Here is a 26,542-nt window from a genome sequence, read left to right as displayed (position 1 = left end):
CAGAAGGCTTTTACGGAACTACCGGCGTAGCCGGTAGTTTTCTTTATACAAAAAAAATCCCGGACTAAGCCGGGATCTTCGTTCTTGAATCAAGCCTTACTTATTTTTCAGCCTACGATAGCCGCGACGATAAGTCTCGGAAGTACGCTGATAACGCATGTAGGAGTACGAAGGCGTCGTACCGCCCTGCATGTAGCAGTATTCGTATTCTTCCTTAATGACGGACATCTGGTAGATGTACGGACCCGTACCGAGTTTACGGCCATCCTGGGACACCGGGTACATCTTCACAGAAACGAGCATAGCGCCAGAACCCTTCGGAAGCAAGCTCGTTCCCGGATTCACGACCTTGCTTTCGCCGCAAGCTGTAAGTGAAGCGGAACCATTAGCCTTCTCGAGAGCCTTCGTAAATTGTTCGGCATTCACGGACTTGTTGTACTGGCTCACGAAATGGCCGAGATGGTCAAATACGCGAACATTCACCTTGAACGGCTGCGTTGTCGTGAAGGCATAGCTCACGCAACTTTCGTTATTGGCAGCCGTAAAGCAACGCGGGCCATTAGTAGAAGATTTGGAAACAAGCGGCGTTGTCATCGGGCTAAGGCCGGCATTGCTACCATCAATGGAAGGAGCAGCGGTGTACTGTTCAATCTGCTCGTCAGTCAGAGTCAAGGGATCCTGGCCCGTGACTGCCGGGAGAGCGGTCAACAAGAGTTCGCCCGTCAAGGAATCCTGAAGGCCGTCGCTACCTGCCAAAGCGGTGAGCTCCTGCGACTGCGCATCGAAATCCGGACGGTCAATAGAATTGTCTTGCGGAACAATAACAGTCTTCGGCTTGACATTAAGCGTGATGGGGCCCCACTCCACCGGGAAGGCTTCGACGGACTTGCCACCCTTGGATGCGATGTAGAACGGGACTCCTGCAAATGTCATCTTGGAATTCCAGTTGTAACCTTCCATGGTCGGATCTGCAGACGGGAAGTTAAACGCAAGTTCATCGCCGCCCAGAAGGCCGGTAGACACCGGTTTTCCATTCACATCAACAAGGTTTCCCTGAATTTCGTACATGAAGCCATCGGCGCCCTTGTTCTGCCCTTCGCTCATGGCCGTAACGACAAAACCAAGCGTATCTTTACCGATGACCTTGCCGGACGCATCGTACTTATTGCGAGAGACAAGGATAGAAGGCATGCCACCCGTGACCATACCCGCAATAACGGCCGGATCAAGTTCCGTATTCAAGAACATGCTGTTCGTCGTCGTATCCCCTTCGATGGTAATGATGAAGTCCATGATGGACGGCTGACCATACTTGGTCGGAGCGATTTCGGACAGGGACGTACGGATGTACATGTTGGAGCCGTCGGTCTGGCGGTCGGCATAGAAGAAGTGGAGATGGTGCCAAGTATTGTTCTGCCAAGTCGTCGTTCCCGGAACGCAGTTCGCCTCGTTCATGAGAGGAGGATCGCCCATAAAGGCCTGGAGCGCAGGGTCAGCCTGGCAACCATGGTTGTTCGCAGCCAGCACAGCAATATCCACCTTACCCGGAGCGGAAAGGTGAGTACCGCCCAAGTCCACAACCAGGACGCCATCCACGAAAATCCACATGTCGTCGTCACCGGTAAATTCAAACACTTCGGGATTAGGGATCTGGTTCAATTCATTGTACTTGAACTTGGCATAACCCATCATCGTGAAGTTGTAGTTGCGCAAATGGCTGAGACCGATTGCCGACGTGCCCGCAGCAGCAATGGCCGCATTTGTATTGCGAGGGCCACCATTTTTCAGCCAGCTCTCGCAAAGCGCACTCGTATTTTGCTTGAGGAAGTCCGTCTGGTCTGACGCATACTGGTAATCGTAAGGAGGGCAGAAAATGGACAAAGACTGAGGACCCCAAGTATCGCAGTTTTTAGTCTTGCATTCAGCAGCAGAGACCCAATCCATAGTCATCGGGTTGATGCTGTCCAAGGGGAAGTAGCCGCCATTGTTATAGTTGTAGTCGATAACGTAGAAATTGCTCTTGTCACTTTCCTTAGGAATAGAAATAATGGCATTTGTACGCTTGTTCACACCATTGACATCTTGATACCATTCGTTAAAATGCGCGTTGTCGCACAAATCCAACATTTTCTCGATGCCAACACCGTCAAGCATGTCATCTTGACCCGTTATGCTACCATCGCCGTCGACATCCCTAAACAAAAGATACGGCTTCACCATACCGGGAGTGTAGTAAACCGGGTTTTCCCAAACCGTACCGCCCGTACAAGTAGCGCCATGTACGGCAGGCTGACCATCGGCCCCCTTTGCGACACTCTTATAACCACGCTTCGTCACCGGCCTTCCGTTGAAGGAACCGTCTTCGGAACACTGGCCGTATTCCAACGGTTGCGCAGCAGAAACCATCCTGGCCAAATAGCTGGGAAGGGAGGAATTCTGCACCATCGGATAGCCATCCTGACCAATCTGGGCACCCGTCTTGGAACGTCCGTTTCCGCAGGAACGGTGCATCGCTTCCAAACCATACCAAGTCACATCGTAACCATCGCAAGCTTTGCCGCCACACAGAGTGGAATTGTAAATGTTGTCGCGGCACATGCCACTAGTACAAGGAGACGGAGAATCACCCGGGCTCACATATTCTTCTGAAAAGTTTTCAAAATCCGGATGATTCGGTTGGAAATCACGAATGATAATATCCAAATTAGCGGACGCCAACGGCGCCCCAAAAGCCAAAGACACAGAACCGACCAAAAGGCCGGCAACAAGCCAGCTTCTCTGTTCCATAAAACGCATGCTCCAATAAAGGTTTATCTTTCTCCCCTAAATATATACCTTTTATTCCCAAAATTCACTTCAAGTAAGCGAAAAACTATGTAAAAAAGAGGTTTGCAAAAATAGGGTGATTTTAAACAAACCATAAGCCGGCAAAGCGCACAAAACAAGGGCCAGAACCACGACAGAGATAACGCACTTTAGCTATATTTCGCCCAATGAATTGGGGTATTTTTTTCTTTATTGCCATTACCGTCATACTGATGCGAGTTTTCTGGTTACGCATCAAAGCAAACAGCATGAAATCCGAAAATTTCAAGGCACTCCCGCTCAAAGACCAGATGGCGGTTCTCAAGGAATGCCTGCTCAACAATCCGACAGAAACAAACCTTCGCAACCTGGACGAATTCTGCAAAACGCACCAGATTGACGCCGACACCGAAAGTTACAGGCCCTTTTTGGTCAAGCAACTCGAAATCACCAAACGAAAAGACGCCATCGCCGAAGACAACGAGCTCTATGCACAAGAATCTGCATGGATGGATGCAATAATCCCGTTAGAATTTACCGAAGCAAAGGCGGCACGGGAATCCGGCGACAATGAGCTTGCCACGTTGCGTACCATAGAAGGCATCGCCCGTCTTTACTCGGACGAGGCCATACAAAAAGAACTTCACAACCTGGAACAGACCTATCCCAAGGCAGCAAAACTGCTCGAAGGTTACCGCAATCTCATGGAAATCCGCGACAGTTCCGGTGCCGACGACAAATCCCTCGAAAGCCTCCGCAAAAAGCGCGACGCCTGGCAAGAAGACCTGCTCACCATCGAGCAATAATTTCCGGCAACAACCAAAATTCACCATAAAAAAATTCCCGGCAGAACCGGGAATTTTTGCAATTTCGAAAACAGGCACCCACAAGGGGCATTCTGTTAGAACCAACGCCAGGTCAGGCCGAACAGAATCATGTCCTTGTACTGGGTATCCTTGTCGAGGTCCTTGTCGTAGACCATATCGAAGCCGACTTGGAGTTCGATAAGCGGAGCAATCTCGACAGTGAGGAGGTTTTCCCACTTTCCGTCAATTTCGTCCGTTCCCTTGAAATTGACAAAGGCCCAAAGGCGAGTCTTGAAACTCATGATATTGGAGAAGGCGTACTTGAACTCGGTAATACTTTCAAGACCCGGTTCATCCTTCACTTCTTCGATTTCATCTTCAGTATCAGGGTCATCGGCGTAGCCGTAGCCATGGGAAACCGTCACGCGGTTAGCAAAACCGAGACGCTGGGAGAAATTATCGTTCGGGATGTAAGCAAGACCGGCAACCTGAGTGAAGTACACCGGATCCATGAAGCAAGAAACGGGAGTCTTGATTTCGTCACCATTCTCGTCTTCGCTATACTTGTAGCCCTTCAAGAACTGAGTTTCGTAACGGAGGCCCACATACGGCTTCAGGACTTCGGTCATGTTGAAGTCTACCATGGATTCCCAGAAAATCTTGTCAGCGGATTTACGCTTGCCAAGACCGTCAGTCCAAGTCTGTCCGAGATCGAGATCTATCAGGTTACGCCAGTTAGCGACAGACCACTTTCCCTGCACGTCGGCATCGTATGTGACAAGCCATGTGTAGCTGGAAGTTCCATCTTCGGCCCAGTTGCTGTAGTGCATGCGTGTGTACTTCACCGCAGCGACAACATCAGCCGTCCAGTTTTCAGGAAGAGCGCCGTCGAACATGCCGCCTTCAGCAAAAGCCGAAGTGACGCATGCCAAAGCGGCAATGCCCAACATTTTGAGTGACTTTTTCATTTCTACCTCTCATTTTTTTGCCCATGGGGCAATGAAACTTGTCAAAAAAATAAGAATTTTTGATTTTCAATCACAAGCAGCAAAGTGAGAACACCTAATTTTTCCAATGCAAATAGCTAATTTTAGACCATGCGTCTCATCTTCACTGTCCTCATACTCTGCGCCTCTTTTTGCCTTGCATCCGAAATTCCCGATACCGGGAAAAAACATACAAAAGAAGGTAGAATCCAGTTTGGCATATCTGCCGGGGATCCTGCGCCCCTTTCTGTCGTCGCCGGAGTCGGTTACAAAGCAGCGGTGATGCGCATTCAGGGCATGGGGTGGAAAAACGGGGAAAACGACTACTGGTGCGCCATGCGTGGTGGGCTTGCCTGGACCTTTTTTAGGGAACTCCCGTTCAACTTCGACCTGGGAATCGGAGGCGGATACTCGTTCGCCGAGGCTCCCAACGGCATGCACAAGGCACTGAACGAAGCAAACGGAGCCATGTACGTGCTCCCTTACAATTACGAAGAATCGCTTGATCTGTCGGTCGAGGTCTGGGTTCACTTATATGGAATTTTCACTCAACTTTCCTACCCAGTTCACTACTTCATGGACCATACAAAACCCACCCTCCTGTGGAGGGCGGGCTACTTGTTCGAAATCTAGATAGAGCCCAAACAGGGCGTAACGGCTAGTACGTCCCGAGCAGGGAACGCACTTTTTCCATCATGGCCTTGGATTTGACGCGGGCCTTCTCCTTGCCGTATGCGAGAATCTTGTCGATTTCCTCGGTGTGGTCGAGCAAGTAGAAGTACTTTTCGCGGGCGGCACCCAGGTGTTCTTCGAGAACGTTCTGGAGTTCCTGCTTGGCATGGCCCCAGCCCATACCGCCTGCGCGGTAGCGTGCAGCAAGCGCCTCGGTCTGTTCCGGAGTCGCAAAAAGCTTGTACAGCTTGAACACGTTGCAAGTATCGGGATCCTTGGGTTCTTCAATGCCCTGGGAGTTCGTGACAATCTTGCCGATTTTCTTCTTCAAAGCCTTGCTCTCAAGGAAGATATCAATCACGTTATCATAGGACTTGCTCATCTTGCGGCCATCGAGACCAGGGATGATACCCGTCGTTTCCTGGAACACCGGTTCCGGGATAGTGAACACGTCCTGCCCAAAATGCTTGTTGAACTTGATTGCGATGTCACGGGCGAATTCCACATGCTGCTTCTGGTCCTTGCCCACAGGCACGATGTCGGCGCTGAACATGAGAATGTCGGCGTCCATCAGGCACGGGTAGCAGTAGAGGCCCATGTTCACGTTGGCGTCCGGGTCTTCGCCGGCAGCTTCGTTCTTCGCGACCTTGTCCTTGTAGGCGTGGGCGCGGTTCATGAATCCCTTCGGCGTAAAGCAGCTGAGAGCCCAGCTGAGTTCGAAGATTTCGGGAATGTCGCTCTGCTTGTAGAACAGGCCTTCTTCGGGGTTCAAGCCGAGAGCAAGCCAGGTCGCCGCAATCTTGTAGATGTTCGCACGCATCTCGGCACCGTTCTGCACGGTGGTGAGGGCGTGGTAGTCGGCGATAAAGTAGACCGTGTCGTAGGTCTTCGAAAGTTCAAGAGCGGGGCGGATTGCACCGAGGTAGTTACCCAGGTGAGGAGTGCCGGTGGGCTTGATGCCCGTAAGGGATATCTTTTTCATGGGCGCAAATATAGAATCTTTTTTAACCAAGCAATGCCGAAACAACCTGGACGTCGGCCGGGAGCCAGTCCAGATTCTGCATTTCCGAGGCATCGACCCACTTGGCGGCCTCGTGTTCCAGCAGCGTGAGGTGGCCACTATCTATGGAGCAGAAAAAACAGTGCATGGTCAGATGGAATGCAGGATAGTCATGTTCGACGGTACAGATAAATTCACCGACAGATACATCGACAGCCAATTCTTCATTAAGTTCACGAACCAGCGCCTGTTCCGGGGTTTCCCCCGGTTCCATCTTGCCTCCCGGGAATTCCCAGAAGTCCTTGAAATCCCCGTAGCCCCGTTGAGTCGCAAAGTACTTGGCATCCGGTGCCCGCGGAACACCATCGCAAATGATTCCCGCCACAACTTCAATTCGTTTCATGGCCCAAATGTAACAAAAGACTTTTTCTATTTTTCGCCCCATGGATAGAGCACGCCGCCGAAAATTCGGACAGAACTTCTTGGATGTCCCTACCGCGAAACTGATTGCGGGAGACCTCCCAGCAACAGCAAACGAGGCCGTACTGGAAATCGGCCCTGGCCACGGCGCGCTCACGGAGCACCTGCTGGACCGCGCCGTGGAACTCACTGCCGTCGAAATCGACGAGCAGTGCGTTGAATTTTTGGAACAAAAATTCCAGGGCCGCGACAACTTCCATATCGTCAATATTGACTTCCTGAAATTCGACTTGCAGGCATTCCTCGACACCCACGAAAAGCCCTGGGTCACCGGAAACCTCCCCTACAACGTGTCCACGGCCATCATTGCCGGGCTCATGCCGCGACTGCACCTCACGAAGGGATTCATGGGCATGGTCCAGCTCGAAGTCGCCGAGCGCATCTGCGCCACCCCGTGCAGCAGCAACTACGGGAGTTTGTCCGTACTCGTCTCCGCCTACGCCGACACGCAGATTTTAAGAAAGATCGGGCCTGAACATTTTACGCCACGTCCCAACGTCGACAGCGCCACGATGCTCCTCACGCCCAAGGCAAGCCCGCTCGAGGCTCCCGACGGATTCTTCGATTTTGTCCGCGCCGCATTCACGCAAAAGCGCAAAACGCTCGCGAACTCCTTCGGCCGCGCCTACGACAAAAAGAAAATCCAGGAGGCCATTGAACTCCTGGACTACCCCACCACCGTCCGCGCCGAAGAACTTTCCCCGGCACAGTTCCTGGAATTCTACAACGTCATAAAAAAATGAGCGGCATCACATACACTATTATTAGGTGTACGTTTTAATCCGGAGTTTCTCTTTTTTTCGCAATTTTAATTACATTTCACAGGTAATGTTGCAGAACGAAAAATACATCCTGGTAGACAACGAAGAATCCCTCGCCAAGCTCCTCGAAGACCTCGACTTGTACGATATGGCCGCCGTCGACACGGAGGCCGATTCCATGCACCATTATCTCGCTCGTCTCTGCCTCATCCAGATTACTATCGGCGACCATTACTATATCGTCGACCCGCTCTGCGGCATCGACCTCGCCCCGCTATTCAAGGCCCGCGCCATGCAGACGCTCATTTTCCACGGTGCGGACTACGACTTGCGACTTTTGTGGCAGACTTACCAGTTTAGCCCGAAAAATATCTTTGACACGATGCTCGCGGCAAAATTGCTCGGCGAGCAGCGCCTCGGATTGGCCGATCTCGTTCGCGAATATTTCGGCGACGAGCTCAAAAAAGAGAACCAGCGCGCCGACTGGACTATCCGCCCGCTCCCGCTGGAGATGTGCGAATACGCCATCCACGACACATTCTACCTGCATGAACTTTGCGCCATCCTGGTCGAAAAGTTGCAAGCGGTAAACCGCATGAGCTGGCTTACCGAGCAGTGCAACGCCCTGATAGAACATTCCAGGCACCCGGCACCGCCGAAAAAAGACCCCTGGCGCATCACCGGTTCCAGCATTTACAACCCTTGTGCACTCAACATTCTCAAGCACTTGTGGGAATGGCGCGAAAAAGAAGCCGAGTCAATGGACCGCCCGCCGTACAAAGTCATGCCCGCGGAACTCATGCTCGCCATTGTACGCCATGTGCAAGCGACGTTCCCGACAATCGACGAAAACCGGTTGCCCAAACTGCCCAGGAACTTCAAAGGCGAACGTTACGATTCGTTCGTGAACATGCTCCGGGACGCTTGCGCAACCCCCGAAGAGGACTGGCCCGCCAAGTTGCCCAAGGCCCCGCCTCCACCGGTAGTGCCAAATGCCGACCTGCTTCTCTCTCTCAAGATGTGGCGCGACGAAAAAGCCGAAAATCTCAAAATTGATCCGTCGATGGTCGCAAACAAGTCCCAGCTCATCTGGCTTGCCGCACCGGGAACGATGCCCTGGGTCGACCGTTACGACGAAGCGCACCTGATGCAGTGGCAACGCAGAATCTGGAACGAGATTCTGCAAGACAAGCTACCGACCGCAGCACGCGCCATCAGGAGCTAAACATGGGAACCTCCATCCTCGTACTGTTCCTCGCGATATTCGTGTTCGGCAGCAGTCCTATCATTGAACTTATCCTGAAAAAGCGCCGCGACAAAAAGGGCGACGATATCATCGGCGAACCCTGGCAAGAAATCCACGACATTCCGGGATACCACGACTCGAAGAACATCGCCGCCTTCTACCCGATGAAGGGGGAACCGAACATCATGCCCATCATCGAGGAACTCGCCCGCGAAGGCCGATTGCTGCTGCCGCGCTGCGAAGGCGAAGGCATCATGAATTTCTACAAGGTGAGCAGTTTGCGCAAAGACCTTGTTCCCGGCAAGTTCGGCATCATGGAACCGAAGGATGGCCTTGAACGCTTCGACGGCGAAATTCCCATATTCCTCGTCCCCGGGACAAAGTTCAATTTTAGCGGAAGCCGCGTCGGGCACGGCAAGGGCTATTACGACAGGTTCCTTGCCAAGCACCCACATTCCTACAAGGCAGGCATCGCAACGCCTGCACAGATTTCGAAAGAACCCCTTGAGCAGAAGGACACCGACATCCAGATGAACGTCGTCATTCCTTGCAGGGAAAAATACTGATTAACAAAACGGAGACCCACATGAGTTTCAACGAAGACGACAACCGTCGCGATCAGCGCAGACCAAACAACGATCGCATGCGCCGTTTCGGTCGCGATGACCGCCCCAGATTCGGCGAGAAAAAATTCAAACAAGAAAACGTCGTGGCCGCTATAGGCGATGCCGATGCCGCTCCGCAAGTAGCCGTCGGCGGCATCAAGGAAGTCGAAAGCCTCCTCGCAAACGACCCCATGCGCGTCCACCGCATTCTCTTTATGCACCAGTCCGGCAACCCCAAGCTGTACAACTTGCAAAAGCTCGCCAAGCGCGCGCATGTCCACGTGCAGCAGGTGGATTCCAAAATTCTCGACAGCTATGCGAGGCCGAACCAAGGCGTCGTCGCGCTGATCAACGAAAAGGCGCTCCTGCAGTGGGAAGATGTCCGCGAAGAATTTTTCAAGGCAAAAGAAAATGGCGAGAAAAAACTCATCGCCGTGGCCACAAATATCGAGGATCCGAGGAACCTTGGGGCATGCATCCGCAGTTCGTTGGCCCTGGGCGTGGATATTTTGCTCATGCCGGCAAAGGGCATGTGCGGCATCACCCCAAGTGTTGCGCGGACCAGCGCGGGAGCGCTAGACAAAATGCGCATCTGCCGCCCGAACAACCTGGAAGCCGCCATCGGCGAGCTCAAGCTTGCGGGCTACCAGATTCTGGGCCTTGACGCCGATACCGAGACAAGCCTCGCCGGGTACGAATTCGCCGACCAGGTTGTGCTCGCTGTTGGCGGCGAAGATGTGGGCCTGCCCCCGTTCATCCGGAAGCAGTGCAACGACATTCTCCGCATCCCGATGAAACCCGAAGCGCATTCCTACAACGCCTCTGTCGCCCTTTCACTCGGGCTTTACGAATACGCCAGAATGCGCATCAAGTAATCGCTTTTCCAAAGATTGCATACAAAATAGGCCGCCCGTCAGGGTGGCCTATTTTACATAAACTTATGCAGCCAGAAAACTAGCGATTGTTCAGGTAATCCAGAACCTTCTGTGTCAGGTCGTTTTCCTTTTTCCAGAACAGCACGGAACCGGTCGCGCGGTCCACGACCATGTCGTAGCCTTCTTGCAAAGCAATTTCGTTCACAGCCTTGCGAATCAGCTGGATGATGGGGCCGCTTATCTTTTCGTTCTCGGAAATCAGTTCACCATTACGACCGTACACGCGGTCAATGAAGTTCTTGAGTTCCGTGTCCTTTTTCTTGTAGTCGGCTTCGAGTTCGCGACGTTTTTCATCCGAAAGCATCAGGAGCTGCTTGTCAATCTTTTCCTTGATGGCAGCAAGTTCCTTTTGCAGGAGGTTTGCCTGCTGTTCCCATTTGGCCACCTGGCGGTCATACTCTTCTTGGGCCTTCTTGGTGCCCTTGTAGCCGTCGAAGATGAGTTTGGAATCAACATGCGCCACGCGGAGGCCGTCATCGGCAAATCCCGCCGTGGCAAAAGCAAACACCAAAAGAAGAATTAAGCGACGAATCATCATGCGCCTCCTTTAGAATCCCTGTCCAATCACGAAGTTGAACTCCATGTCGCCCACATTAGTCCGTTGCAAGCCACTGTAGGTTTCACCCACATCCAGAGGCCATGCGAAATCAAATCCGATAATACCAAGCATCGGGACAACCACGCGGAAGCCGAAACCGATATCCTTCTTGAGGCTGGTCGGGTCCCATTCTTCCAGCGGATTGCGGCTGGGCTTGGGCACCTTGGTTCCCGGGTCATAGCGTTCACCGAACACGTTACCTGCATCGAAGAAGAACGGCAACAAGTAGAATGTCTGCGGCACGAGGCCGAGCTGGAGTTCAGCACCGACGTACTGGTAGCTGCGGCCCAAACGACGGTAACCGATGGAGCCCGAGCTATAGCCACGCATCATGCCTTCGTAGCCGAGCACGCCACCCATGGAGTAAAGCGTGCGGTACTGCAACTGGTCACCGAATATCACGCCGTACTCGTTCGTGAGCGCAATCGCAAGCCTGTCGCGGAACAGCGGGAACCACCACTTGACCGTGAGTTCCGTCTTCACGAAATTGAAATCGCTAAACAGCACATCGTCGGCCCACTGGATATCCAACACATAGCGGGAACCATCCGTCGGGAATTGCGGCAAGTTCTTGTCGTCACGGATAAGACGGAAGTTCAGAGCCGATTCGACACCCGTGTACACCACATAGCTGTCTTCGATATTCGGGCCCTGCTTGTTCATGAGCCAGCCGTAACCAATTTGTCCGTAGAAGTAGTCATCCGGCCACTTGAGGCGCTTACCCACATAGACGTTGCCGCCATAGCGGGTGATGTTCGGGTCGTAATCCATGTGCCACCAAGAGTAGCTGAGACCACCACCCACGGTAATCGGCTTATCCATGAACCACGGTTCCTGGAAGTTGATAGCGGCACTCTTCTTGTCCATACCGTATTCGAGGTTCAAGGACGCAGCCTGACCGTTACCCATACAGCAGTTCGGAATGGAAATACTTGCCGTACCCACAAGGCCATCGCTTTCGCTATAGGACACACCCAAGCTGAACTGGCCTGTTCCGGCTTCCTTCTCCTGCACCACAAAGTCGAGGTCGACTTCCTGTTCGCCAACAACCTTGATATCCGGAGTGACCATGTCGAAGTAGTTCAGCTGCATGATTTCGCGGAAGCTACGTTCCAAAGACGACTGGCGGTACGTATCGCCCGGGTACAGGCGGACTTCGCGGCGGATAACCTTTTCGTTGGTCTTCGTGTTGCCGTGGATATGCACCTTGTGAATCTGGGCTGGGAGACCTTCCACCATGTGGTACGTCAGGTTGACCGTCGAATCGTTTTCGAAGTTGCGTTCTTCGGTAAACTGCGCGAACAAGTAGCCATCTTCGCGGTAAGCATCGAGCAAGGCCTTCTTGGACGCTTCGTAGACATAGTAGTCAAACACCTCGCCACTATCCAAGCGGTAAGCGTAATTCAAGATGTTGTCGTTCAGGACTTCGTTACCAGTAAAGTGCAAGGAGCCCATGTAGTAACGGCGGCCTTCTATCATATTGATATGAATAATGATGGCGCTGGAAGTCTTGATATTGTCGTACTTGTTCAAAGTGGAGAACAAGTCTTCCATCTGGTAACGGACAACCAACTTTTCTTCATAGGTGTTGCGCTTCCTGATAGCCAAGAGTGAATCAATCTTCGGGTTGTTCCACTTGAGGTCGGCTGTGATTTCGAGCCATTCCTTACGAGCGCTTTCGTAACGGATAATGTCGTTGAGAATCTTGAGAGCTTCTTCTTCGTCCTTGACTTGCTTCACCTGACGGCTCACCCAGGGTTCCGTGCTCTTGTGGAACTTGCGGTAGTAATGCGTGACCTGCATGGTCGGCTTACCCGCCATCTTGTAAAGCGGCGAAGAAGGTTCCGCCAAGGCGGCATTCAGTTGGTCGTACATGGTGGCCAGACGGTTCCCGACGGGGACCATGCGTCCTAGATAGAACAAGCAACTGGAATCCGGGAGGTACTCGGCCCTATAATCGGTCAACTCGGCATCCAGGTAGCCAAAATGGCGAATCGCATTCAACACCGTGTCGCGGTCCGCTTCAAAAACAATTTGCTTGAATTCGCCGCCGCCCCACCACTGGTCCTGCTTGGTAAGCATGTGTTCCATGATGTCTTCGGCAGGCACATGTTCGTTGCCCTTGATATCGAACTGGGTCACCTTGACCTTGCCGCCCTCGCGCACAATGAAGGTCACTTCGTTCTTGTTGTCTTCTTTCGGAGTTTCACGGTAGCCGACTTCGGCCAGCAAATAACCTTCGGAATGGAAATAGTCCAACAGGGCCTGACGGTCGCGTTCCAACTGGCTCTTGCTATACACCTGCCCCGGAACAATGCGAAGTTTCAAACGCAAATCTTCTTCGGAAATTTCATCGCAGCCATCAAAATAGGCCGTATCCAACGCCGGGAGTTCCTTGATCTTGAAGATAACATCCACATCCGTGCCTTCGTCCACATAATCAATCCAGGCAGTCACATCGTCAAAAAGGCCCGAATTGTAAAGATTGGCCACCGAAGACTGGATTTTCTCAGATAGTGCAGCAGGAGTATAGGTTTGCCCGTCACGGATGCCGATACGGCTCAACACAGAGCGTTCGTCCATGTTCTCGGTACCATCTACCATAACCTTGCGGACCTTGTTTTCCGCCATAAAACTATCAGACACTTCCAAAAGTTGTGCCCTAGTCACGGACACAATGGCCAGTATCAAAAAAATCAATCGTAAGCGCAGAATAAACCTACCTATAGATGCAAAAACTTAAAATACCGACCAAAAATACAAAAATTAAAACGGCCCTGCCCAGCCTCCAGATTATAATACCTTGATACGTAGCATGAATGTCTTATTACACACCGTGTAAAACGCATTCCATACCCCATTTTGCAAAAAAGAGAAAAACATCAATCCGCTTCTTTTGACACCCCGAAATAATTATATATTCATAGGCGCAAAATTCAACTAAAGGAACCCCTATGCGTTCAACCGCCTGGAATGACGAAGAAAACAAGGTCCTGCCCGAAATGGCCCTGGACTTCATGCCCGAAGAAAAATTGCGTGACCTGCAGCTGCAGCGTATGCGCGCCACCGTAAAACTTGCCTACGAGAAAGTTCCGCTTTTCCGTGAACGCATGGACGAGAAGGGCCTCAAGCCCGAAGACATCAAGACTCTCAAAGACGTTGCGAAGCTCCCCTTCACCATGAAGAAGGATTTGCGTGACACCTACCCGTACGGTCTGTTCGCCGTCGACATGAGCGAAGTCGTGCGTCTGCACGCAAGTTCCGGCACCACGGGTAAGCCCATTGTGGTGGGTTACACCAAGGAAGACATGGACGTGTGGGCCCAGGTCGTGAAGCGCGGGCTCCTCGCTTGCGGCTTCCGCAGCACCGACATCGTGCAGAACTTCTACGGCTACGGCCTGTTCACCGGCGGTCTCGGTATCCACGGCGGCTTTGAAGCCCTCGGTGCAACCGTCATCCCCATCAGCGGCGGCAATACCGAACGCCAGGTGATGCTCATGAAGGATTTCGGTGTTACCGCGGTAGGCGGAACGCCCAGCTACTTTGTCCGTATCATTGACGTTGCCGAAAAAATGGGCGTCAACATTCGTGACCTGAAGGTGAAGCGCGGTATCTTCGGTGCAGAACCGTGGAGCGACGGCATGCGCGACTACATCGAAGAAAAGACCGGCATCAAGGCATACGATATTTACGGCCTTTCCGAAATCGTGGGCCCGGGCGTGGGCTGCGAATGCGAGTGCCGCGACGGCATCCACATCTTCGAAGACCATTTCTACCCCGAAATCGTCGACCCCGAAACGCTTGAACCGCTGCCGGACGGCGAAGAAGGCGAACTCGTGCTCTCTACCTTGAGCAAGCGCGCGATGCCCATCATCCGCTACCGCACCCGCGACATCACCGCCATCGAGAAGACGAAGTGCAAGTGCGGCCGTACCATCCGCCGCATCCGCCGCATCGGCCGCCGTAGCGACGACATGATCATCATGCGCGGCGTGAACGTGTTCCCGAGCCAGATCGAGACTGCCCTCCTCCGTGCGGAGAAGGCTTTGCCGCACTACCAGATTGTGCTCGACACCAAGAACAACATGGACACGCTCGAAGTCAAGGTGGAAGTTTCCCGCGACATGGTGAGCGACTCCATGAGCGCCATGGAACAGCTGAACAAGAAGTTCAAGCACTCCATCGAACAGATTCTCGGCATTTCCGTGATCGTTACGCTGTGCGAACCCGATTCGCTGCCGCGTAGCGAAGGCAAGGCCAAGAGAGTTATCGACAACAGGAAGAAGATGTGATAAGAGGATCTAGAGACTAAGGGCTAGAGGCTAGTGAATGAGAATCACGCACTTCGTGCGTCTATAACAAATGGCGAAGCCATGATATCTTTCTCTAGCCCCTAAATCCTAGATCCTAACCCCTAAAAGTTTTAAAACAGGAGAAAACACAATGAAAATCCCACAGGTTTCAGTTTTCGTTTCCAACCGACCGGGCCGTCTCCAGGCAGTGTGCAAGTCCCTTGCCGACGCCGGCGTGAACCTCCTTTCGCTCACGCTCGCCGACTCGGGCGAATTCGGGCTTATCCGCCTTATCGTCAGTGACCCGGAAAAGGCCGTGGACGTGCTCGCCAAGGCGGGCCTCAGCGCCACCATCACCGACGTGGTCGCCTGCCCCGTGAACGCCGCCATCGGCGGCCTCGCCGAACTGCTCTCCACCGCAGTGGGCAGCCAGCAGATCGACTACATGTACGCCTACCCCTCCACCCTGAACGGTTCGAACATCATGATTCTCCGTTTCCAGGACGTGGACAAGGCCATTGAAGCGCTCGAAGCCACGCACTTCAAGGCCATCAGCAAGGAAGAATTGCTGGGATAGTGGTTAGTGGTATTAAAACGTCGGGCTTATGCCCGGCGTTTTTTTTCGTTGTACAAATTGTCCACAGAAATATTTCTTTTTTGTTCTCCGGCTCAAAAAAAAGAAATATTATATAGGTAACCTGATCAAGACAACCCGTTTGGAGTCTCTATGAACATTAGAAAGCATTGGAAATACCTATTATTCTCTTCAACCGCGTTCTTCTGGGCCGGTTGCGGTGGCGACAGCGAAAGCTCCACCGCGCCACAAGTCCCCGAATCTAGCGCAGCGGTCAGTTCATCCGAAATGGCGGAGCCCGCATCGTCCGATGCAACCCCCAGTTCCAGCGAAATCGGCAGCAACGTAGGAAGCTCCAGCGATGCAGTGCAATCTAGCTCCAGCGACGGAACCAGTTCCTTCAAACTTGCAAGCGACCCAAATGTGACCTGCAAAATGACGGGTTCCATTCCCACCGGTTCCTGCATTGAATTCGGCAAAAATATATTGACCCGTTCATCCGGGCCTGCCCAGCAAAATCTAAAGAGCCAGATTAAAAACTCTCCCGATTTTGAAGAAGCCCCCCTGTACGGCGTTCAAATGCCCTCTTGCAGGAGATACAATTTCCAGGAAACTTTCGAGTGTTCCAACGGCAGCACCTACACAACCTTTGCCGACAATAGCGGCACGCACGTCTTAAAAGACTCCACTATATACTCTCGCGAAGAATACAATCAAAAATTCCAAGCAGGGAATCCTTAGCCGCAATCAAGGGCCTGGTCGCCAACTCCCCTTCACAAAAAAACATATATTGGTGAAGGAGGAGCGTGGCATGTCTGACAGGAACCTTTACAAAAAATTTCTCGCACTATCAACGTTCGCCATAGCGGGAGTTTGCTCCGCATGGAGTTCTCCGCTATTCATCGGCTATTACCCCGACTGGGGAAAATGGCACAAGCCCGCCTACACCGTAGACAAAGTCCCATACAGCAAATTGACGCACGTGCTGTGGAGCTTTATTACGCCGAATACGGACGGTTCGCTCAAAGGGGATGCCGCTGACGACCCGAGCGCCCTCGATTCCATGGTCACCCTCGCCCACGCCGTCGGAACAAAAGTCATCGTCTCGCTCGGCGGTGGCGGGCAAAGTGAAAACTTCGTGCCCGTCGCATCGGATGACGCGCTCCGCCAAAAGTTCATCGAGAACCTCGTGCAATTCGTCGCCGACCACAACCTGGACGGCCTCGACATGGACTGGGAATGGGAATACAACCCCGTGCCCGATGCAGACACTATCGCCTATAATAAGCTGCTCACCGAACTCCGCACAGCACTCCCCGAAGGCAAAACACTTTCTGCGGCGCTTCCCTGCTCGCAGTATTACGGCAAATGGTTCACGCCCGAAGTCCTCGTCGCAAACCTGGACTGGTTCGGCTTCATGACCTACGACATCACCGGCGACTGGGACGAAAAGGCCATGTTCGATTCGCCGCTCTACCCGCACGAAGGTTACACCACATGGTCGTGGGAACAAACCCGCGACTACTGGAAAAAGCGCGGCGTCCCGACAGAAAAGATGGTCTTCGGAATTCCCTCGTTCGGATTTCAATTTGAAGGCGCCACGGGTCCCGGCACCGATTTCACCAAGGGCACCGCAAAACAAGTCCCGTACAAGGACATCGTCGCAAACACCGAATGGGAATACTTTTTCGACAGCGTCTCCGTGGAACCTTACGGCGTATCTTCGACCGGATACGTGACCTTTGAAGACCCGCATTCTTCTGCCGTCAAAAGCCGCTGGGTCAAGGAAAACGGCTACGCAGGCATCATGGTGTGGGAAGTCTCGCACGACTACATCGAAGGCACCGGCAACCCGATTCTCGACAGCATCGCCGTGGCTCTCCAAGACGATCCGACAACCGCCATACGGCCCATGCGTAAAGCCCGCAGCGTAGGCTCCGTCAAGAACGCCGTAAAGGTAGACGCCCTCGGGCACAAGATTCGCGGCAAGCGGCCGATTATTCTACTCGACGTCGGAGGGAAGTGATGAACAAATGGATTGTCTCGGGAATCACGCTTGCCACCCTGACAGCGGCAGCGTTCGCGAAAGACCGCTCCGTCGCGCTTGAAAAAAGCATCGAATCGCTCGAGCCCCTGAAGGGAATCGTATTCTGGCCCGACCAGGCGGAAGACCAGAAAGATTTGCAGAGCGCAATCTCGCTCGAATTTTCGTACTGCCTCCCCTGCGCCGTGGTGACGGGCAAGACCGGCGACAAAATTGACTACGACTGGAGCAGTTTCGAAAAGTTGCTCGATGGCATCAAGAGTCGCGGGCACCAGGCCATCGTACGGTTCCGCATCGAATACCCGGGAGAATCCATCCAAAACGCCCCCAACTGCACCGAAAAAGTCGTAGGCGCCACAGCCGTCCCAAAATACATCAAGGAGATGGACGGCTACAAGGAATCGAAAAACGACGTAGACGGAGACGGCGTCACCTATTATGCGAACTGGAACTTCGATGAACTCAAATGGTTCTACAAACAGTTCTACACCGACTTCGCTGCGAAATACGACACCGATCCGCGCATCGCATTCGTGCAGGTCGGCTTCGGGCACTGGGCGGAATACCACATCTACGGCACCGCCATAACGGACTCGAATTTTGCAAGCAAGGATTACCAGACCGAATTCCTGAAGCATGTCGACAAGCAGTTTAAAGAAACTCCCTGGAGCATTTCGATTGACGCCGCAGATGACGAATATACCCCCATCGTCGCAAGCAAAGATTTGATGAAGCTCCATTTCGGGCTTTTCGACGACTCCTTCATGCACAAAGAACACGACATCTCGCAGGGTGACGGTGACAACGAAAAGAACTGGCAAGCCATAGGCAAGGACCGCTGGAAAACAGCACCCGCCGGCGGTGAAATCAGCTACTACGAAGACAAGGACCAACACGAGTTCCTGAACCCGGCAGGCCTTTACGGAGTCACCTGGGAAGATGCCGCTGCCAAGTACCACATGACATACGTCATCGGCAACGATGCGCCCGAAGGCAAGTACGCCACCAAGGACCGCGTGTACGAAGCCAGTTCCTATGCGGGCTACAAGTTCGAAGTCACGGGCTATGCGGTCAACAAGGTCTCGGCGGCCGTTCGCGTGAAAAACATCGGCATCGCCCCGCTGTACCACAATGCCTACGTAACCGTAAAGGGCGTGCGCAGCGAAAAATCGCTCAAGGGGCTACTCCCCGGCGAAGAAGCCATCTATACCATCGCAGGGCTAGAAATCGGCACCAAGGAATCGCCTGAGGTCACCATCACCAGCGACAAACTTTTGAAAGACGCGACCATCCCCTACAAGGCAAGCCTCAACAGCGATGCAGAAATCATTGAAGGACTCGTTGACGAAGAAGGTTCCACAGCCATCAAGAGGGCCCGTATAAGATACAGCAGCCACAAAACCCGCGTCATCACAGACCTCAAAGGCCGCAACGTTCCGAGCAAAGCCGCACGTGGCGCATATTTTCCCACCTCGAAGCAGCAATAAAATTTCCGTTGTACAAATTGTCCACGGAAAAAAAGCATTTCTCGTTCATAGAACTAGAAAAAGAGATATTTTGGGGGTATAACAAATTAAAAGATTCCGTTTGGAGGCCCTATGAACATTCGCAAGCACTGGAAAAGGCTCTTGCTCACGTCGACAGCCATCTTTTGGGCGAACTGTGGCGGCGACAGCGAAGACCCTATTTACGTTACAAGCGATCCGAACAACGCAACAAGTACCAACCCCACAATCAATCCCGACGACCTTGACGGAATCAAGACCGACACCCTTTACGGAATCAGGCCCGTCTATAACGCCGACTCAGGAGCCGTTTCAAGTTCGGACGCCTGTGAAAGTTCAAGTTCCTCCGAAGCCGAGTCTAGCTCCAGCTTTGACCCTTCAATGCCCTATAGGCTTGCCAGCGACCCAACAGTCCGCTGCGCTTGGAAACACCACGTCGGGGCCACCTATGATTGCCTTGACGCGCGAGACCATCAATACACAGTAGAAAGGATTAAGAAAGAACTCGCCGAAAACCAGACACGGACCTTAGAGCAAATGGATTCTCTCGAAGACGCAACAAAAGAAGTCTTTGACGAATACAATGAACCTCTTTATGGGGTACGCAGTTACTCATGCACACACGTAGATTTAGGATATTCGGTATTTGAATGTTCTGATGGGCAAACTTATCCCAACGGTTTCTATCAAGACGAGACGTATTTCCTTTATACCGAAGAAGAATATAGAGCAAAGTACCCCGAAAAATTCCAAACGAGTTCCAGTTCAGAACCGGAGCCAGAATCTAGCAGTAGCGCTCCGCCCCCGTCCCCGCTCTGCCAAAAGAACGACTTTGCAACTGATACTGATTTGAAAGAAGCATTTAAAAAAGACATGGACGCCCTTCTGGACAGTACCAAAAAGGCAAACGAGGACAGCCTTTCTGTGCAAGACTCCAGCTGTCTGGCAAGTGTACACGTCAGTCCCTCTTACTCTAGTGTAGAAATTCTCGCCAAAAAACAGATTTGCGATGGCGATACGATTGTAAACCCGCGTTACCAAGAACGACTCGACAAGCACAAGGAATTCATCCGCAGGCAAATCAACAATTGCCTAAAAGACGAGAATTAGTCAGTTCGTCGTCCTTCCTTTTGAACTAGTTCCAAAATGGAACTAGTTGCCGGGCCGAAGCAATCTCCACTCCCATTTGTCACCCCCGACTTGGTCGGGGGTCTCCCTTTTTCCTGTCATCCCCGCGCAGGCGGGGATCTCCATCTCATGTCATTGCGAGGGTTCGTAGAACCCGTGGCAATCTCTGGCCAGCATTTTATTTATATTTCCTGTTGACATAGCCCCGTACCGAATGGTGCGGAGCGACCGGATTTTTTGAGATTCGTCTCTTATTCTCGCTATCGAAACTACCACTTTCAAGTTGCATGAGGATAAGACGAACGCTCACGTCCCAATTGGGGCATGGGTCGTTTGTGCTTATTATGCAACAGGGTGTGGTAGCCCTCGATAGCGGTAAGCCTGCGACTCCACGCCTTTTTTTTATTTGTGGAAATCGCGGCAAACAAGGAACGGCTCTCGCAACGTTGGAGCCGCCATGGTCGATTTGGACAAGAGCAAGATTCAAGCCGTCGCACAGTACATCGACGAGGTTTCCAAGCAGTTTTCTACGGGCAAGGCGACAGAGCACAGCTACCGCCCAGCACTCGCGAAACTCCTTAGCGACTTGCTCCCCAAATTCACCATCACCAACGAACCGAGCCGAATCCAGTGCGGAGCGCCGGACTACATTATCGCGAAAGGGAAAGGCGCAACATCAATTCCCGTTGCGTTCGTGGAGGCAAAGGACATCGGCGATAGCGACCTGGATGGAAATCGCCAGCACAAGGAACAGTTCAACCGCTACAAGAACTCCCTAGATCATATCCTTTTCACGGATTACCTTGATTTTCATCCTTATGAAAACGGGATGCCGACTCAAAATATCCGCATCGCAGAAATCAAAGGGAATAAAATTGCGCTAATAGACGCCAATGTCCCGATGTTTTTGGAAATGGTGGCGCACATTGCAGAATCAACACCGCAGAAGATTACAAGTTCTACAAAGCTGGCGCAGATGATGGCGGCCAAGGCGCGCCTCCTTGCCGAAGTGATTGAAAAGACTCTCGAAACCGATAGCGAAAAGGCAGGCGAACTGGCGGGGCAATGGAAATCTTTCCAGAAGGTGTTGATTCACGATTTGACGGAACGTCAATTTGCCGATATTTACGCACAGACAATTTGCTATGGAATGTTTGCCGCAAGGCTCCATGACGATACTCCCGACACTTTCAGTCGAGAAGAAGCGGCTACACTCATTCCCAAGACAAATCCGTTCTTGCGCAAGGTTTTCCAGAATGTCGCCGCATTCGATGTAGATACAAGCATCGCATGGATTGTTGATGACCTAGCGGAAACATTCCGGGTGACGGACATGCCGAAGGTCATGAAGAATTTTGGAAAGGCTACGGGTCAAGCCGATCCGATGATTCACTTCTACGAAGATTTTCTACGCTACTACGACCCCAAGCAGAAAAAGGCGTGTGGTGTCTATTACACGCCCGAACCCGTTGTCCACTTTATCGTCAATGCCGTTGATGAAATTCTGAAAACCCGCTTCAATTTGAGTGATGGTCTTGCCGACACGAGCAAGGTGACGATTCGTCAAACGTCGAACCTATATACGGACAATCGCACCAAAGACCACAAGAGATACGAAACGCGGGAATACCATAAAGTCCAAATTCTCGATCCTGCAACCGGAACGGGAACATTCCTTGCCGAAGTTGTCCGCAAGATATATTCCGGTATGGAAAACCAGAAGGGCGCTTGGCAAAACTATGTGGAAGAACACCTGCTCCCGCGCCTGAACGGTTTTGAATTCATGATGGCTCCGTATGCCGTTGCGCATTTGAAGTTGGATATGGTGCTTGCGCAGACTGGCTATAAGGCTAAACAGGATAAGCGACTTCGCGTATTCCTTACCAACTCCCTTGAAGAATGTGACCATGACACGGGAACGCTATTTGCACAATGGCTGGCGCAAGAAGCGAACGAGGCGAACCTTGTCAAGCGCGATACACCTGTAATGGTGATGATTGGAAATCCACCGTATAGCGTGAGTAGTAGCAATAAGAGCGTTTGGATTCAAGAATTGTCGGAAACCTACAAGAAGAATTTAAACGAGAGAAACATCCAACCACTTTCGGATGATTATATCAAATTCATTCGATTAGGTCACTACTATGTAGAAAAGAATGGCGAAGGAATTCTCGCATATATTTTGAATAATAGTTTTATAGATGGAATTATCCATCGACAAATGCGAAAAGCATTGATGGAAACTTTTGATGAAATTTACATCCTTGATTTGCACGGAAACTATCGAAAGCAAGAAACAGCGTCTGATGGCAGTAAAGATGAAAACGTCTTTGACATTATGCAAGGCGTAAGTATTAACATCTTTGTTAAGAAAAAACAGAGTGTCATCCTGAGCGAAGCCCGTAAGGGCGAAGTCGAAGGATCTCTAGCCAAAGTTTACCATTACGAACTTTTCGGCAAACGTTTTGAAAAATACGCATTTCTAGGTAAAACATCATTCAACGATATTCCTTGGAAAGAACTCGCTCCCCAGGCACCACAGTATTTCTTTGTCCCTAAAGATTTTTCCGTTCAGATTGAATACGAGAAGGGATTTAAAATTGACGAATTGATGTTAGTTAATACTGCAGGAATAAAAACCTCAAATGATAAATTAAACATTTGTAATTCTAAAATAGAATTACAAACTCTTGTTTCTGATTTTCAAATACTTGATGAAAGCAGCTTTAAAACAAAATATGAAATAGAAAGAGAATCTAGTGACTGGTCTTATGCAAACGCAAAAGAAGATGTTGTAACTTCAATGAACAATGGGGTTGATGTTTGCAGAAACTTATCTTATAGACCATTTGATGTAAAATATGTTCCATATACAGGAAAAGCAAATGGTATAATGTCAAGGCCAAGATATGGAACGATGAGGCACTTGTTATATGACAACATTGCTCTTAACACAATTCGTGTAAATCGAGATTATCTATTTGCAATTTTCGCAACTAACACGATTACAGACAAAACTTTGCTCTCGTCAAAAGATGATGTGAATGTTTTCCCTCTCCACCTTTACCCTACCGAAGGTGAAGAACAACTCGGCGAAACCCGCAAGCCCAATCTAGACGAAAAAATCTGGAGTAAAATAGACAAGTGTACTAAGCACAAAACGACTCCGGAGCAAGTCTTCGATTACATCTACGGCGTTCTCCATACACCGTCCTATCGTGAAAAATACAAGGAATTCCTGAAAATCGATTTCCCGCGTATTCCTTTCCCTGAAAACAAAGAAGAATTCGAACGCATCGTTTCCATCGGCAATAAACTCCGCAAATTGCACCTGATGGAAGAAATTCCTCCGCAGGCAACCTCCTTTGACATCGAAGGCGACAATACTGTAAGCGAGATTCGTTTTGAAAAGGAGATCCCCGACCAAGTCGGGGATGACATCAGCGGGAAAGTCTACATCAACAAGACGCAGTATTTTGCGAACGTCCCTGAACTAGCCTGGAACTTCTACATCGGCGGCTACCAACCCGCCCAAAAGTGGCTTAAGGACCGCAAAAACCGCACCCTTACCTACGACGACATCTCGCACTATCGCAAAATCATTGCCATCCTTATCGAAACCCACAAGTTGATGCAGAAATTGGATGAGACGTAAGCCAGGGCGTTGCGGGGCCGGCGCCTGAGGCCCCGCTCGAAGGGGTAGTGAGCAACGTAGTGCGAGCGAGGGGAAGGCCTTCCCCTTTTCTTATGGATTGCCGCGTTGCTTCGCTCCTCGCAAAGACAATGTTGTGCCAAAATCGAGACGATTTGGCGCCATTCACTTCTTCTCCAATATCGCCATAATGCTGCGATACACCTGCGTGTATTCTATCTGCATGATGGTGGTGATTTTGTTGCCGGCGTCTTTGCTGGATGCTCCGCAGTGGAAGAGCTTTTCGCTTTTCAGTCCGTAATCCAGGAAGATGTAGCGGTCGTGGAATTTGTCTTTTGTCTTGTTCATGGCGAATTTTACATCGGGGCGCACGGCAAGAAAATCTTTCTGCATCTGTTCGGTCAGCGTTTCAAAACTGCGATTGTCACTATAGATTGTCACGGAAACTCCCTTCGCGATTTGTCGCAACAGGTCGAGAGTCTTCACGCCGACATAGTCATCGATGATCGTAATGGACTTCTTCGCCATGCCGTAAATCTGCGTGTAGGCGATGTCGGCATCTAACCGCTGGCCGTTCAATATCAAAAAGTGCTTGTGGGTACTCGGATCCACGAAATTTTCCATGACCTTTTGGAGGTCCATGTTCATCTTGCTGAACTCGCCGCGCATTTCATGCACCTCGCCAGAGAGGACCTTGACATCTGCCGACACCTCAGCAATATCCCTTGTATTCTGGGCGGTTTGCAACGCTAGCGGAGTGACATCTGTGCCATTAGTTAGCAAGCCTTCCGAAACGGCGTAATCTTTCAATCTTTTAAAAAGGCGGATAAGGGCCATACTTTGTTGTATCGCCAAATCGCCTTTCAACACAGTCATGAGCATGTAAATACCTTGTTCCGTAAAAGCGTAAGGTTTATAGGACCGACCTCCTTTTACGCCTTTCACCTGTATCGAGGTCAAAAATTTTGACCTCGATAAAAGTAGGATTTCTGCTTCACTCAATTGGAACCGAAAATCCTCAGCAAAACGTTCAATATTATTCTTGACCTGCTGATTAAACGCTTTGGTGCTATACCCGTAAATTTCAGCCAAATCAGCGTCGAGCATCACCTTTACCCCGCGGATGGTGTAAATCCGAGACTTGAGCAAGTTTTCGTCAATCAGTGAAAAGCCAGGCTTCACGGCGACCAGCCCCCTATTTTTCTCTTTTTTTGCCATTTTCAGCTCCTTTTTAACAAAAAAGGATCGTCCCGCCTATGCGGAAACGATCCTTAATACCACCCTTTCTGGTGCTAGGATTAATATACAAAAAATTATTTTTCTATCTTTGCCCGCACTATGGAAACTCGTTATAACGCTAAAGATGTGGAGGCCCGCTGGCATAGCGCCTGGGCCGCAAAAAACAGTTTTGCACCCAGCGGAAAGGGCGAACCGTTCTCGGTCGTGATTCCGCCCCCGAACGTTACCGGCGCGCTCCATCTGGGACACGCGCTCAACGATACGCTCCAGGACATTTTGGTACGCTACCGCCGTAAGACGGGCCGCGACACCCTGTGGATTCCGGGTACCGACCACGCGGGTATCGCCACGCAGGCAGTCGTCGAAAAGCGCCTTTTCCAGGACGAACACAAGACCCGCCACGACATTGGCCGCGACGCCCTGGTGGAACGCATCTGGAAATGGAAGGACGAATATGAAGCCCGCATCACCCGCCAGCTCAAGAGCCTGGGCGTCAGCTGTGACTGGAGCAGCCAGCGCTTTACGCTGGACCCGGTCTGCGCAAAGGCCGTGCGCCACGCCTTCTTCAACCTGTTCAAGAAGGGCCTCATCTACCGCGGCAAGCGCCTGGTGAACTGGGATACCAAGCTCCAGACCGCCGTTGCCGACGACGAAATCTACTACGAGACCGTGAAGGGCCACTTCTGGACGTTCAAGTATCCTCTGGCCGACGGTTCGGGATTCATCCCTGTCTCTACGACCCGCCCGGAAACGATCATGGGCGATACGGCCCTCGCCGTGCACCCCAACGACGAACGCTACGCTCACTTCATCGGCAAGACCCTGAAGGTGCCGTTCGTTGACCGCGAAATCCCGGTGATTGCCGACGCCATCCTCGTGGACAAGGACTTCGGTACGGGTTCCGTGAAGGTGACCCCGGCCCACGACCCGAACGACTATGCGACGGGCCTGCGCCACAAGCTCCCGATGATCAACATCATGAACGACGACGGCAGCCTGAACGAGAATGCCGGCAAGTTCCAGGGCCTCAAGGGCCAGGCCGCCCGCGACGCCGTGGTGGCTGGTCTCGAAGAACTCGGACTCCTCATCAAGGTGGAAGACCACGAGATGCAGGTGGGCCACTCCGACCGCTCCAAGACCGTAATCGAGCCGTACCTCAGCGACCAGTGGTTCGTGAAGATGGACGTGCTCGCCGAAAACGCGATGAACGCCGT

The 26,542-nt window shown here is 51.7% G+C and carries 21 protein-coding genes; 14 read left to right on the top strand and 7 right to left on the bottom strand.

The genetic code is table 11. The features are described from left to right. Window positions 1-96 precede the first annotated feature (96 nt). Window positions 97-2,787 carry a fibro-slime domain-containing protein gene (locus Q0Y46_RS13050; protein WP_295682206.1) on the bottom strand — a complete coding sequence of 897 codons (2,691 nt, stop codon included), beginning with the start codon at window positions 2,785-2,787 and terminating at the stop codon, window positions 97-99. A gap of 206 nt (window positions 2,788-2,993) precedes the next feature. Here Q0Y46_RS13050 and Q0Y46_RS13045 point away from each other — a divergent pair, with 206 nt between their 5' ends. After that, window positions 2,994-3,611, top strand: a complete 618-nt coding sequence (locus tag Q0Y46_RS13045) for a hypothetical protein (RefSeq protein WP_297947920.1) — start codon at window positions 2,994-2,996, stop codon at window positions 3,609-3,611. A 95-nt stretch (window positions 3,612-3,706) separates the two neighbouring features. Here Q0Y46_RS13045 and Q0Y46_RS13040 read toward each other — a convergent pair whose 3' ends face one another. Continuing rightward, window positions 3,707-4,579 (bottom strand): DUF3078 domain-containing protein, encoded by an 873-nt coding sequence (locus tag Q0Y46_RS13040; protein WP_295682201.1) that lies wholly within the window; start codon window positions 4,577-4,579, stop codon window positions 3,707-3,709. 129 nt (window positions 4,580-4,708) lie between these two features. On the opposite strand from Q0Y46_RS13040, the gene Q0Y46_RS13035 reads away from it, so the two are divergent. Then, a complete protein-coding gene (locus tag Q0Y46_RS13035; RefSeq protein WP_295682197.1) occupies window positions 4,709-5,230 on the top strand; it encodes a hypothetical protein in 522 nt (173 codons plus the stop codon). A 25-nt stretch (window positions 5,231-5,255) separates the two neighbouring features. On the opposite strand, the gene trpS is transcribed toward Q0Y46_RS13035, so the two are convergent. Both trpS and Q0Y46_RS13025 read right to left on the bottom strand, forming a co-directional pair. Further along, window positions 5,256-6,251: a tryptophan--tRNA ligase gene (gene trpS, locus Q0Y46_RS13030; RefSeq protein WP_173304634.1), complete on the bottom strand. Its 996-nt coding sequence runs from the start codon at window positions 6,249-6,251 to the stop codon at window positions 5,256-5,258. Between the two features lie 22 nt (window positions 6,252-6,273). Next, complete coding sequence (locus Q0Y46_RS13025; protein ID WP_297947915.1) at window positions 6,274-6,672, bottom strand: (deoxy)nucleoside triphosphate pyrophosphohydrolase; 399 nt, start codon at window positions 6,670-6,672, stop codon at window positions 6,274-6,276. A 40-nt stretch (window positions 6,673-6,712) separates the two neighbouring features. On the opposite strand from Q0Y46_RS13025, the gene rsmA reads away from it, so the two are divergent. The 4 genes from rsmA (at window position 6,713) to Q0Y46_RS13005 (ending at window position 10,236) form a co-directional block, all read left to right on the top strand. Next, window positions 6,713-7,492 (top strand): 16S rRNA (adenine(1518)-N(6)/adenine(1519)-N(6))-dimethyltransferase RsmA, encoded by a 780-nt coding sequence (rsmA, locus tag Q0Y46_RS13020; RefSeq protein ID WP_297947912.1) that lies wholly within the window; start codon window positions 6,713-6,715, stop codon window positions 7,490-7,492. Between the two features lie 85 nt (window positions 7,493-7,577). After that, entirely contained in the window at window positions 7,578-8,735 is a 1,158-nt protein-coding gene (locus Q0Y46_RS13015; protein WP_295682188.1) for a ribonuclease D, read from the top strand. Between the two features lie 2 nt (window positions 8,736-8,737). Further along, window positions 8,738-9,322 (top strand): 5-formyltetrahydrofolate cyclo-ligase, encoded by a 585-nt coding sequence (locus tag Q0Y46_RS13010; protein ID WP_295682186.1) that lies wholly within the window; start codon window positions 8,738-8,740, stop codon window positions 9,320-9,322. Window positions 9,323-9,342: 20 nt separating this feature from the next. After that, window positions 9,343-10,236 carry an RNA methyltransferase gene (locus Q0Y46_RS13005; RefSeq protein ID WP_295682184.1) on the top strand — a complete coding sequence of 298 codons (894 nt, stop codon included), beginning with the start codon at window positions 9,343-9,345 and terminating at the stop codon, window positions 10,234-10,236. A 79-nt stretch (window positions 10,237-10,315) separates the two neighbouring features. Here Q0Y46_RS13005 and Q0Y46_RS13000 read toward each other — a convergent pair whose 3' ends face one another. Both Q0Y46_RS13000 and Q0Y46_RS12995 read right to left on the bottom strand, forming a co-directional pair. Then, entirely contained in the window at window positions 10,316-10,831 is a 516-nt protein-coding gene (locus tag Q0Y46_RS13000) for an OmpH family outer membrane protein (RefSeq protein ID WP_295682180.1), read from the bottom strand. A 12-nt stretch (window positions 10,832-10,843) separates the two neighbouring features. Beyond that, entirely contained in the window at window positions 10,844-13,540 is a 2,697-nt protein-coding gene (locus Q0Y46_RS12995) for a POTRA domain-containing protein (protein WP_297947909.1), read from the bottom strand. 308 nt (window positions 13,541-13,848) lie between these two features. On the opposite strand from Q0Y46_RS12995, the gene Q0Y46_RS12990 reads away from it, so the two are divergent. From Q0Y46_RS12990 to Q0Y46_RS12960, 7 genes are all read left to right on the top strand, one after another. Beyond that, complete coding sequence (locus Q0Y46_RS12990) at window positions 13,849-15,186, top strand: phenylacetate--CoA ligase (RefSeq protein WP_173342160.1); 1,338 nt, start codon at window positions 13,849-13,851, stop codon at window positions 15,184-15,186. A gap of 151 nt (window positions 15,187-15,337) precedes the next feature. Then, the gene (locus tag Q0Y46_RS12985; protein WP_297947907.1) at window positions 15,338-15,763 is read left to right on the top strand and encodes an ACT domain-containing protein; all 426 of its coding nucleotides are present in this window, start codon (window positions 15,338-15,340) and stop codon (window positions 15,761-15,763) included. 150 nt (window positions 15,764-15,913) lie between these two features. Then, window positions 15,914-16,501: a hypothetical protein gene (locus Q0Y46_RS12980; protein ID WP_295682171.1), complete on the top strand. Its 588-nt coding sequence runs from the start codon at window positions 15,914-15,916 to the stop codon at window positions 16,499-16,501. Window positions 16,502-16,571: 70 nt separating this feature from the next. Then, window positions 16,572-17,786: a glycoside hydrolase family 18 protein gene (locus Q0Y46_RS12975; RefSeq protein WP_297947904.1), complete on the top strand. Its 1,215-nt coding sequence runs from the start codon at window positions 16,572-16,574 to the stop codon at window positions 17,784-17,786. Next, window positions 17,786-19,291 carry a hypothetical protein gene (locus tag Q0Y46_RS12970; protein WP_297947902.1) on the top strand — a complete coding sequence of 502 codons (1,506 nt, stop codon included), beginning with the start codon at window positions 17,786-17,788 and terminating at the stop codon, window positions 19,289-19,291. Before Q0Y46_RS12975 ends, Q0Y46_RS12970 begins: the two co-directional genes overlap by 1 nt. A 111-nt stretch (window positions 19,292-19,402) precedes the next feature. Further along, window positions 19,403-20,419, top strand: coding sequence for a hypothetical protein (locus Q0Y46_RS12965; RefSeq protein ID WP_297947900.1), 1,017 nt, complete (start codon window positions 19,403-19,405; stop codon window positions 20,417-20,419). 475 nt (window positions 20,420-20,894) lie between these two features. Further along, entirely contained in the window at window positions 20,895-24,092 is a 3,198-nt protein-coding gene (locus Q0Y46_RS12960) for a type ISP restriction/modification enzyme (RefSeq protein ID WP_297947898.1), read from the top strand. Between the two features lie 162 nt (window positions 24,093-24,254). On the opposite strand, the gene Q0Y46_RS12955 is transcribed toward Q0Y46_RS12960, so the two are convergent. Further along, window positions 24,255-25,307, bottom strand: coding sequence for an ORF6N domain-containing protein (locus tag Q0Y46_RS12955; RefSeq protein WP_297947896.1), 1,053 nt, complete (start codon window positions 25,305-25,307; stop codon window positions 24,255-24,257). Window positions 25,308-25,427: 120 nt separating this feature from the next. Between Q0Y46_RS12955 and Q0Y46_RS12950 the strand changes: the two genes are divergently transcribed. After that, window positions 25,428-26,542, top strand: a 1,115-nt coding sequence (locus Q0Y46_RS12950; protein WP_297947895.1) for a class I tRNA ligase family protein, incomplete at its 3' end; no start/stop codon positions are given.

It is taken from the genome of uncultured Fibrobacter sp. (assembly GCF_947305105.1).
GTDB lineage: Bacteria > Fibrobacterota > Fibrobacteria > Fibrobacterales > Fibrobacteraceae > Fibrobacter.
This window is presented reverse-complemented; position numbering and strand designations above follow the sequence as displayed.

Excerpts from the sequence above, each read along its gene's own strand:
- rsmA (WP_297947912.1), top strand. The coding sequence starts at position 6,713 with ATGGATAGAGCACGCCGCCGAAAATTCGGACAGAACTTCTTGGATGTC.
- Q0Y46_RS13000 (WP_295682180.1), bottom strand. The coding sequence starts at position 10,831 with ATGATTCGTCGCTTAATTCTTCTTTTGGTGTTTGCTTTTGCCACGGCG.
- Q0Y46_RS12970 (WP_297947902.1), top strand. The coding sequence starts at position 17,786 with ATGAACAAATGGATTGTCTCGGGAATCACGCTTGCCACCCTGACAGCG.
- trpS (WP_173304634.1), bottom strand. The coding sequence starts at position 6,251 with ATGAAAAAGATATCCCTTACGGGCATCAAGCCCACCGGCACTCCTCAC.
- Q0Y46_RS13050 (WP_295682206.1), bottom strand. The coding sequence starts at position 2,787 with ATGGAACAGAGAAGCTGGCTTGTTGCCGGCCTTTTGGTCGGTTCTGTG.
- Q0Y46_RS12960 (WP_297947898.1), top strand. The coding sequence starts at position 20,895 with ATGGTCGATTTGGACAAGAGCAAGATTCAAGCCGTCGCACAGTACATC.
- Q0Y46_RS13040 (WP_295682201.1), bottom strand. The coding sequence starts at position 4,579 with ATGAAAAAGTCACTCAAAATGTTGGGCATTGCCGCTTTGGCATGCGTC.
- Q0Y46_RS13025 (WP_297947915.1), bottom strand. The coding sequence starts at position 6,672 with ATGAAACGAATTGAAGTTGTGGCGGGAATCATTTGCGATGGTGTTCCG.
- Q0Y46_RS12985 (WP_297947907.1), top strand. The coding sequence starts at position 15,338 with ATGAAAATCCCACAGGTTTCAGTTTTCGTTTCCAACCGACCGGGCCGT.
- Q0Y46_RS12990 (WP_173342160.1), top strand. The coding sequence starts at position 13,849 with ATGCGTTCAACCGCCTGGAATGACGAAGAAAACAAGGTCCTGCCCGAA.
- Q0Y46_RS13015 (WP_295682188.1), top strand. The coding sequence starts at position 7,578 with ATGTTGCAGAACGAAAAATACATCCTGGTAGACAACGAAGAATCCCTC.
- Q0Y46_RS12975 (WP_297947904.1), top strand. The coding sequence starts at position 16,572 with ATGTCTGACAGGAACCTTTACAAAAAATTTCTCGCACTATCAACGTTC.
- Q0Y46_RS13005 (WP_295682184.1), top strand. The coding sequence starts at position 9,343 with ATGAGTTTCAACGAAGACGACAACCGTCGCGATCAGCGCAGACCAAAC.
- Q0Y46_RS12965 (WP_297947900.1), top strand. The coding sequence starts at position 19,403 with ATGAACATTCGCAAGCACTGGAAAAGGCTCTTGCTCACGTCGACAGCC.
- Q0Y46_RS13010 (WP_295682186.1), top strand. The coding sequence starts at position 8,738 with ATGGGAACCTCCATCCTCGTACTGTTCCTCGCGATATTCGTGTTCGGC.
- Q0Y46_RS13045 (WP_297947920.1), top strand. The coding sequence starts at position 2,994 with ATGAATTGGGGTATTTTTTTCTTTATTGCCATTACCGTCATACTGATG.
- Q0Y46_RS12980 (WP_295682171.1), top strand. The coding sequence starts at position 15,914 with ATGAACATTAGAAAGCATTGGAAATACCTATTATTCTCTTCAACCGCG.
- Q0Y46_RS13035 (WP_295682197.1), top strand. The coding sequence starts at position 4,709 with ATGCGTCTCATCTTCACTGTCCTCATACTCTGCGCCTCTTTTTGCCTT.
- Q0Y46_RS12955 (WP_297947896.1), bottom strand. The coding sequence starts at position 25,307 with ATGGCAAAAAAAGAGAAAAATAGGGGGCTGGTCGCCGTGAAGCCTGGC.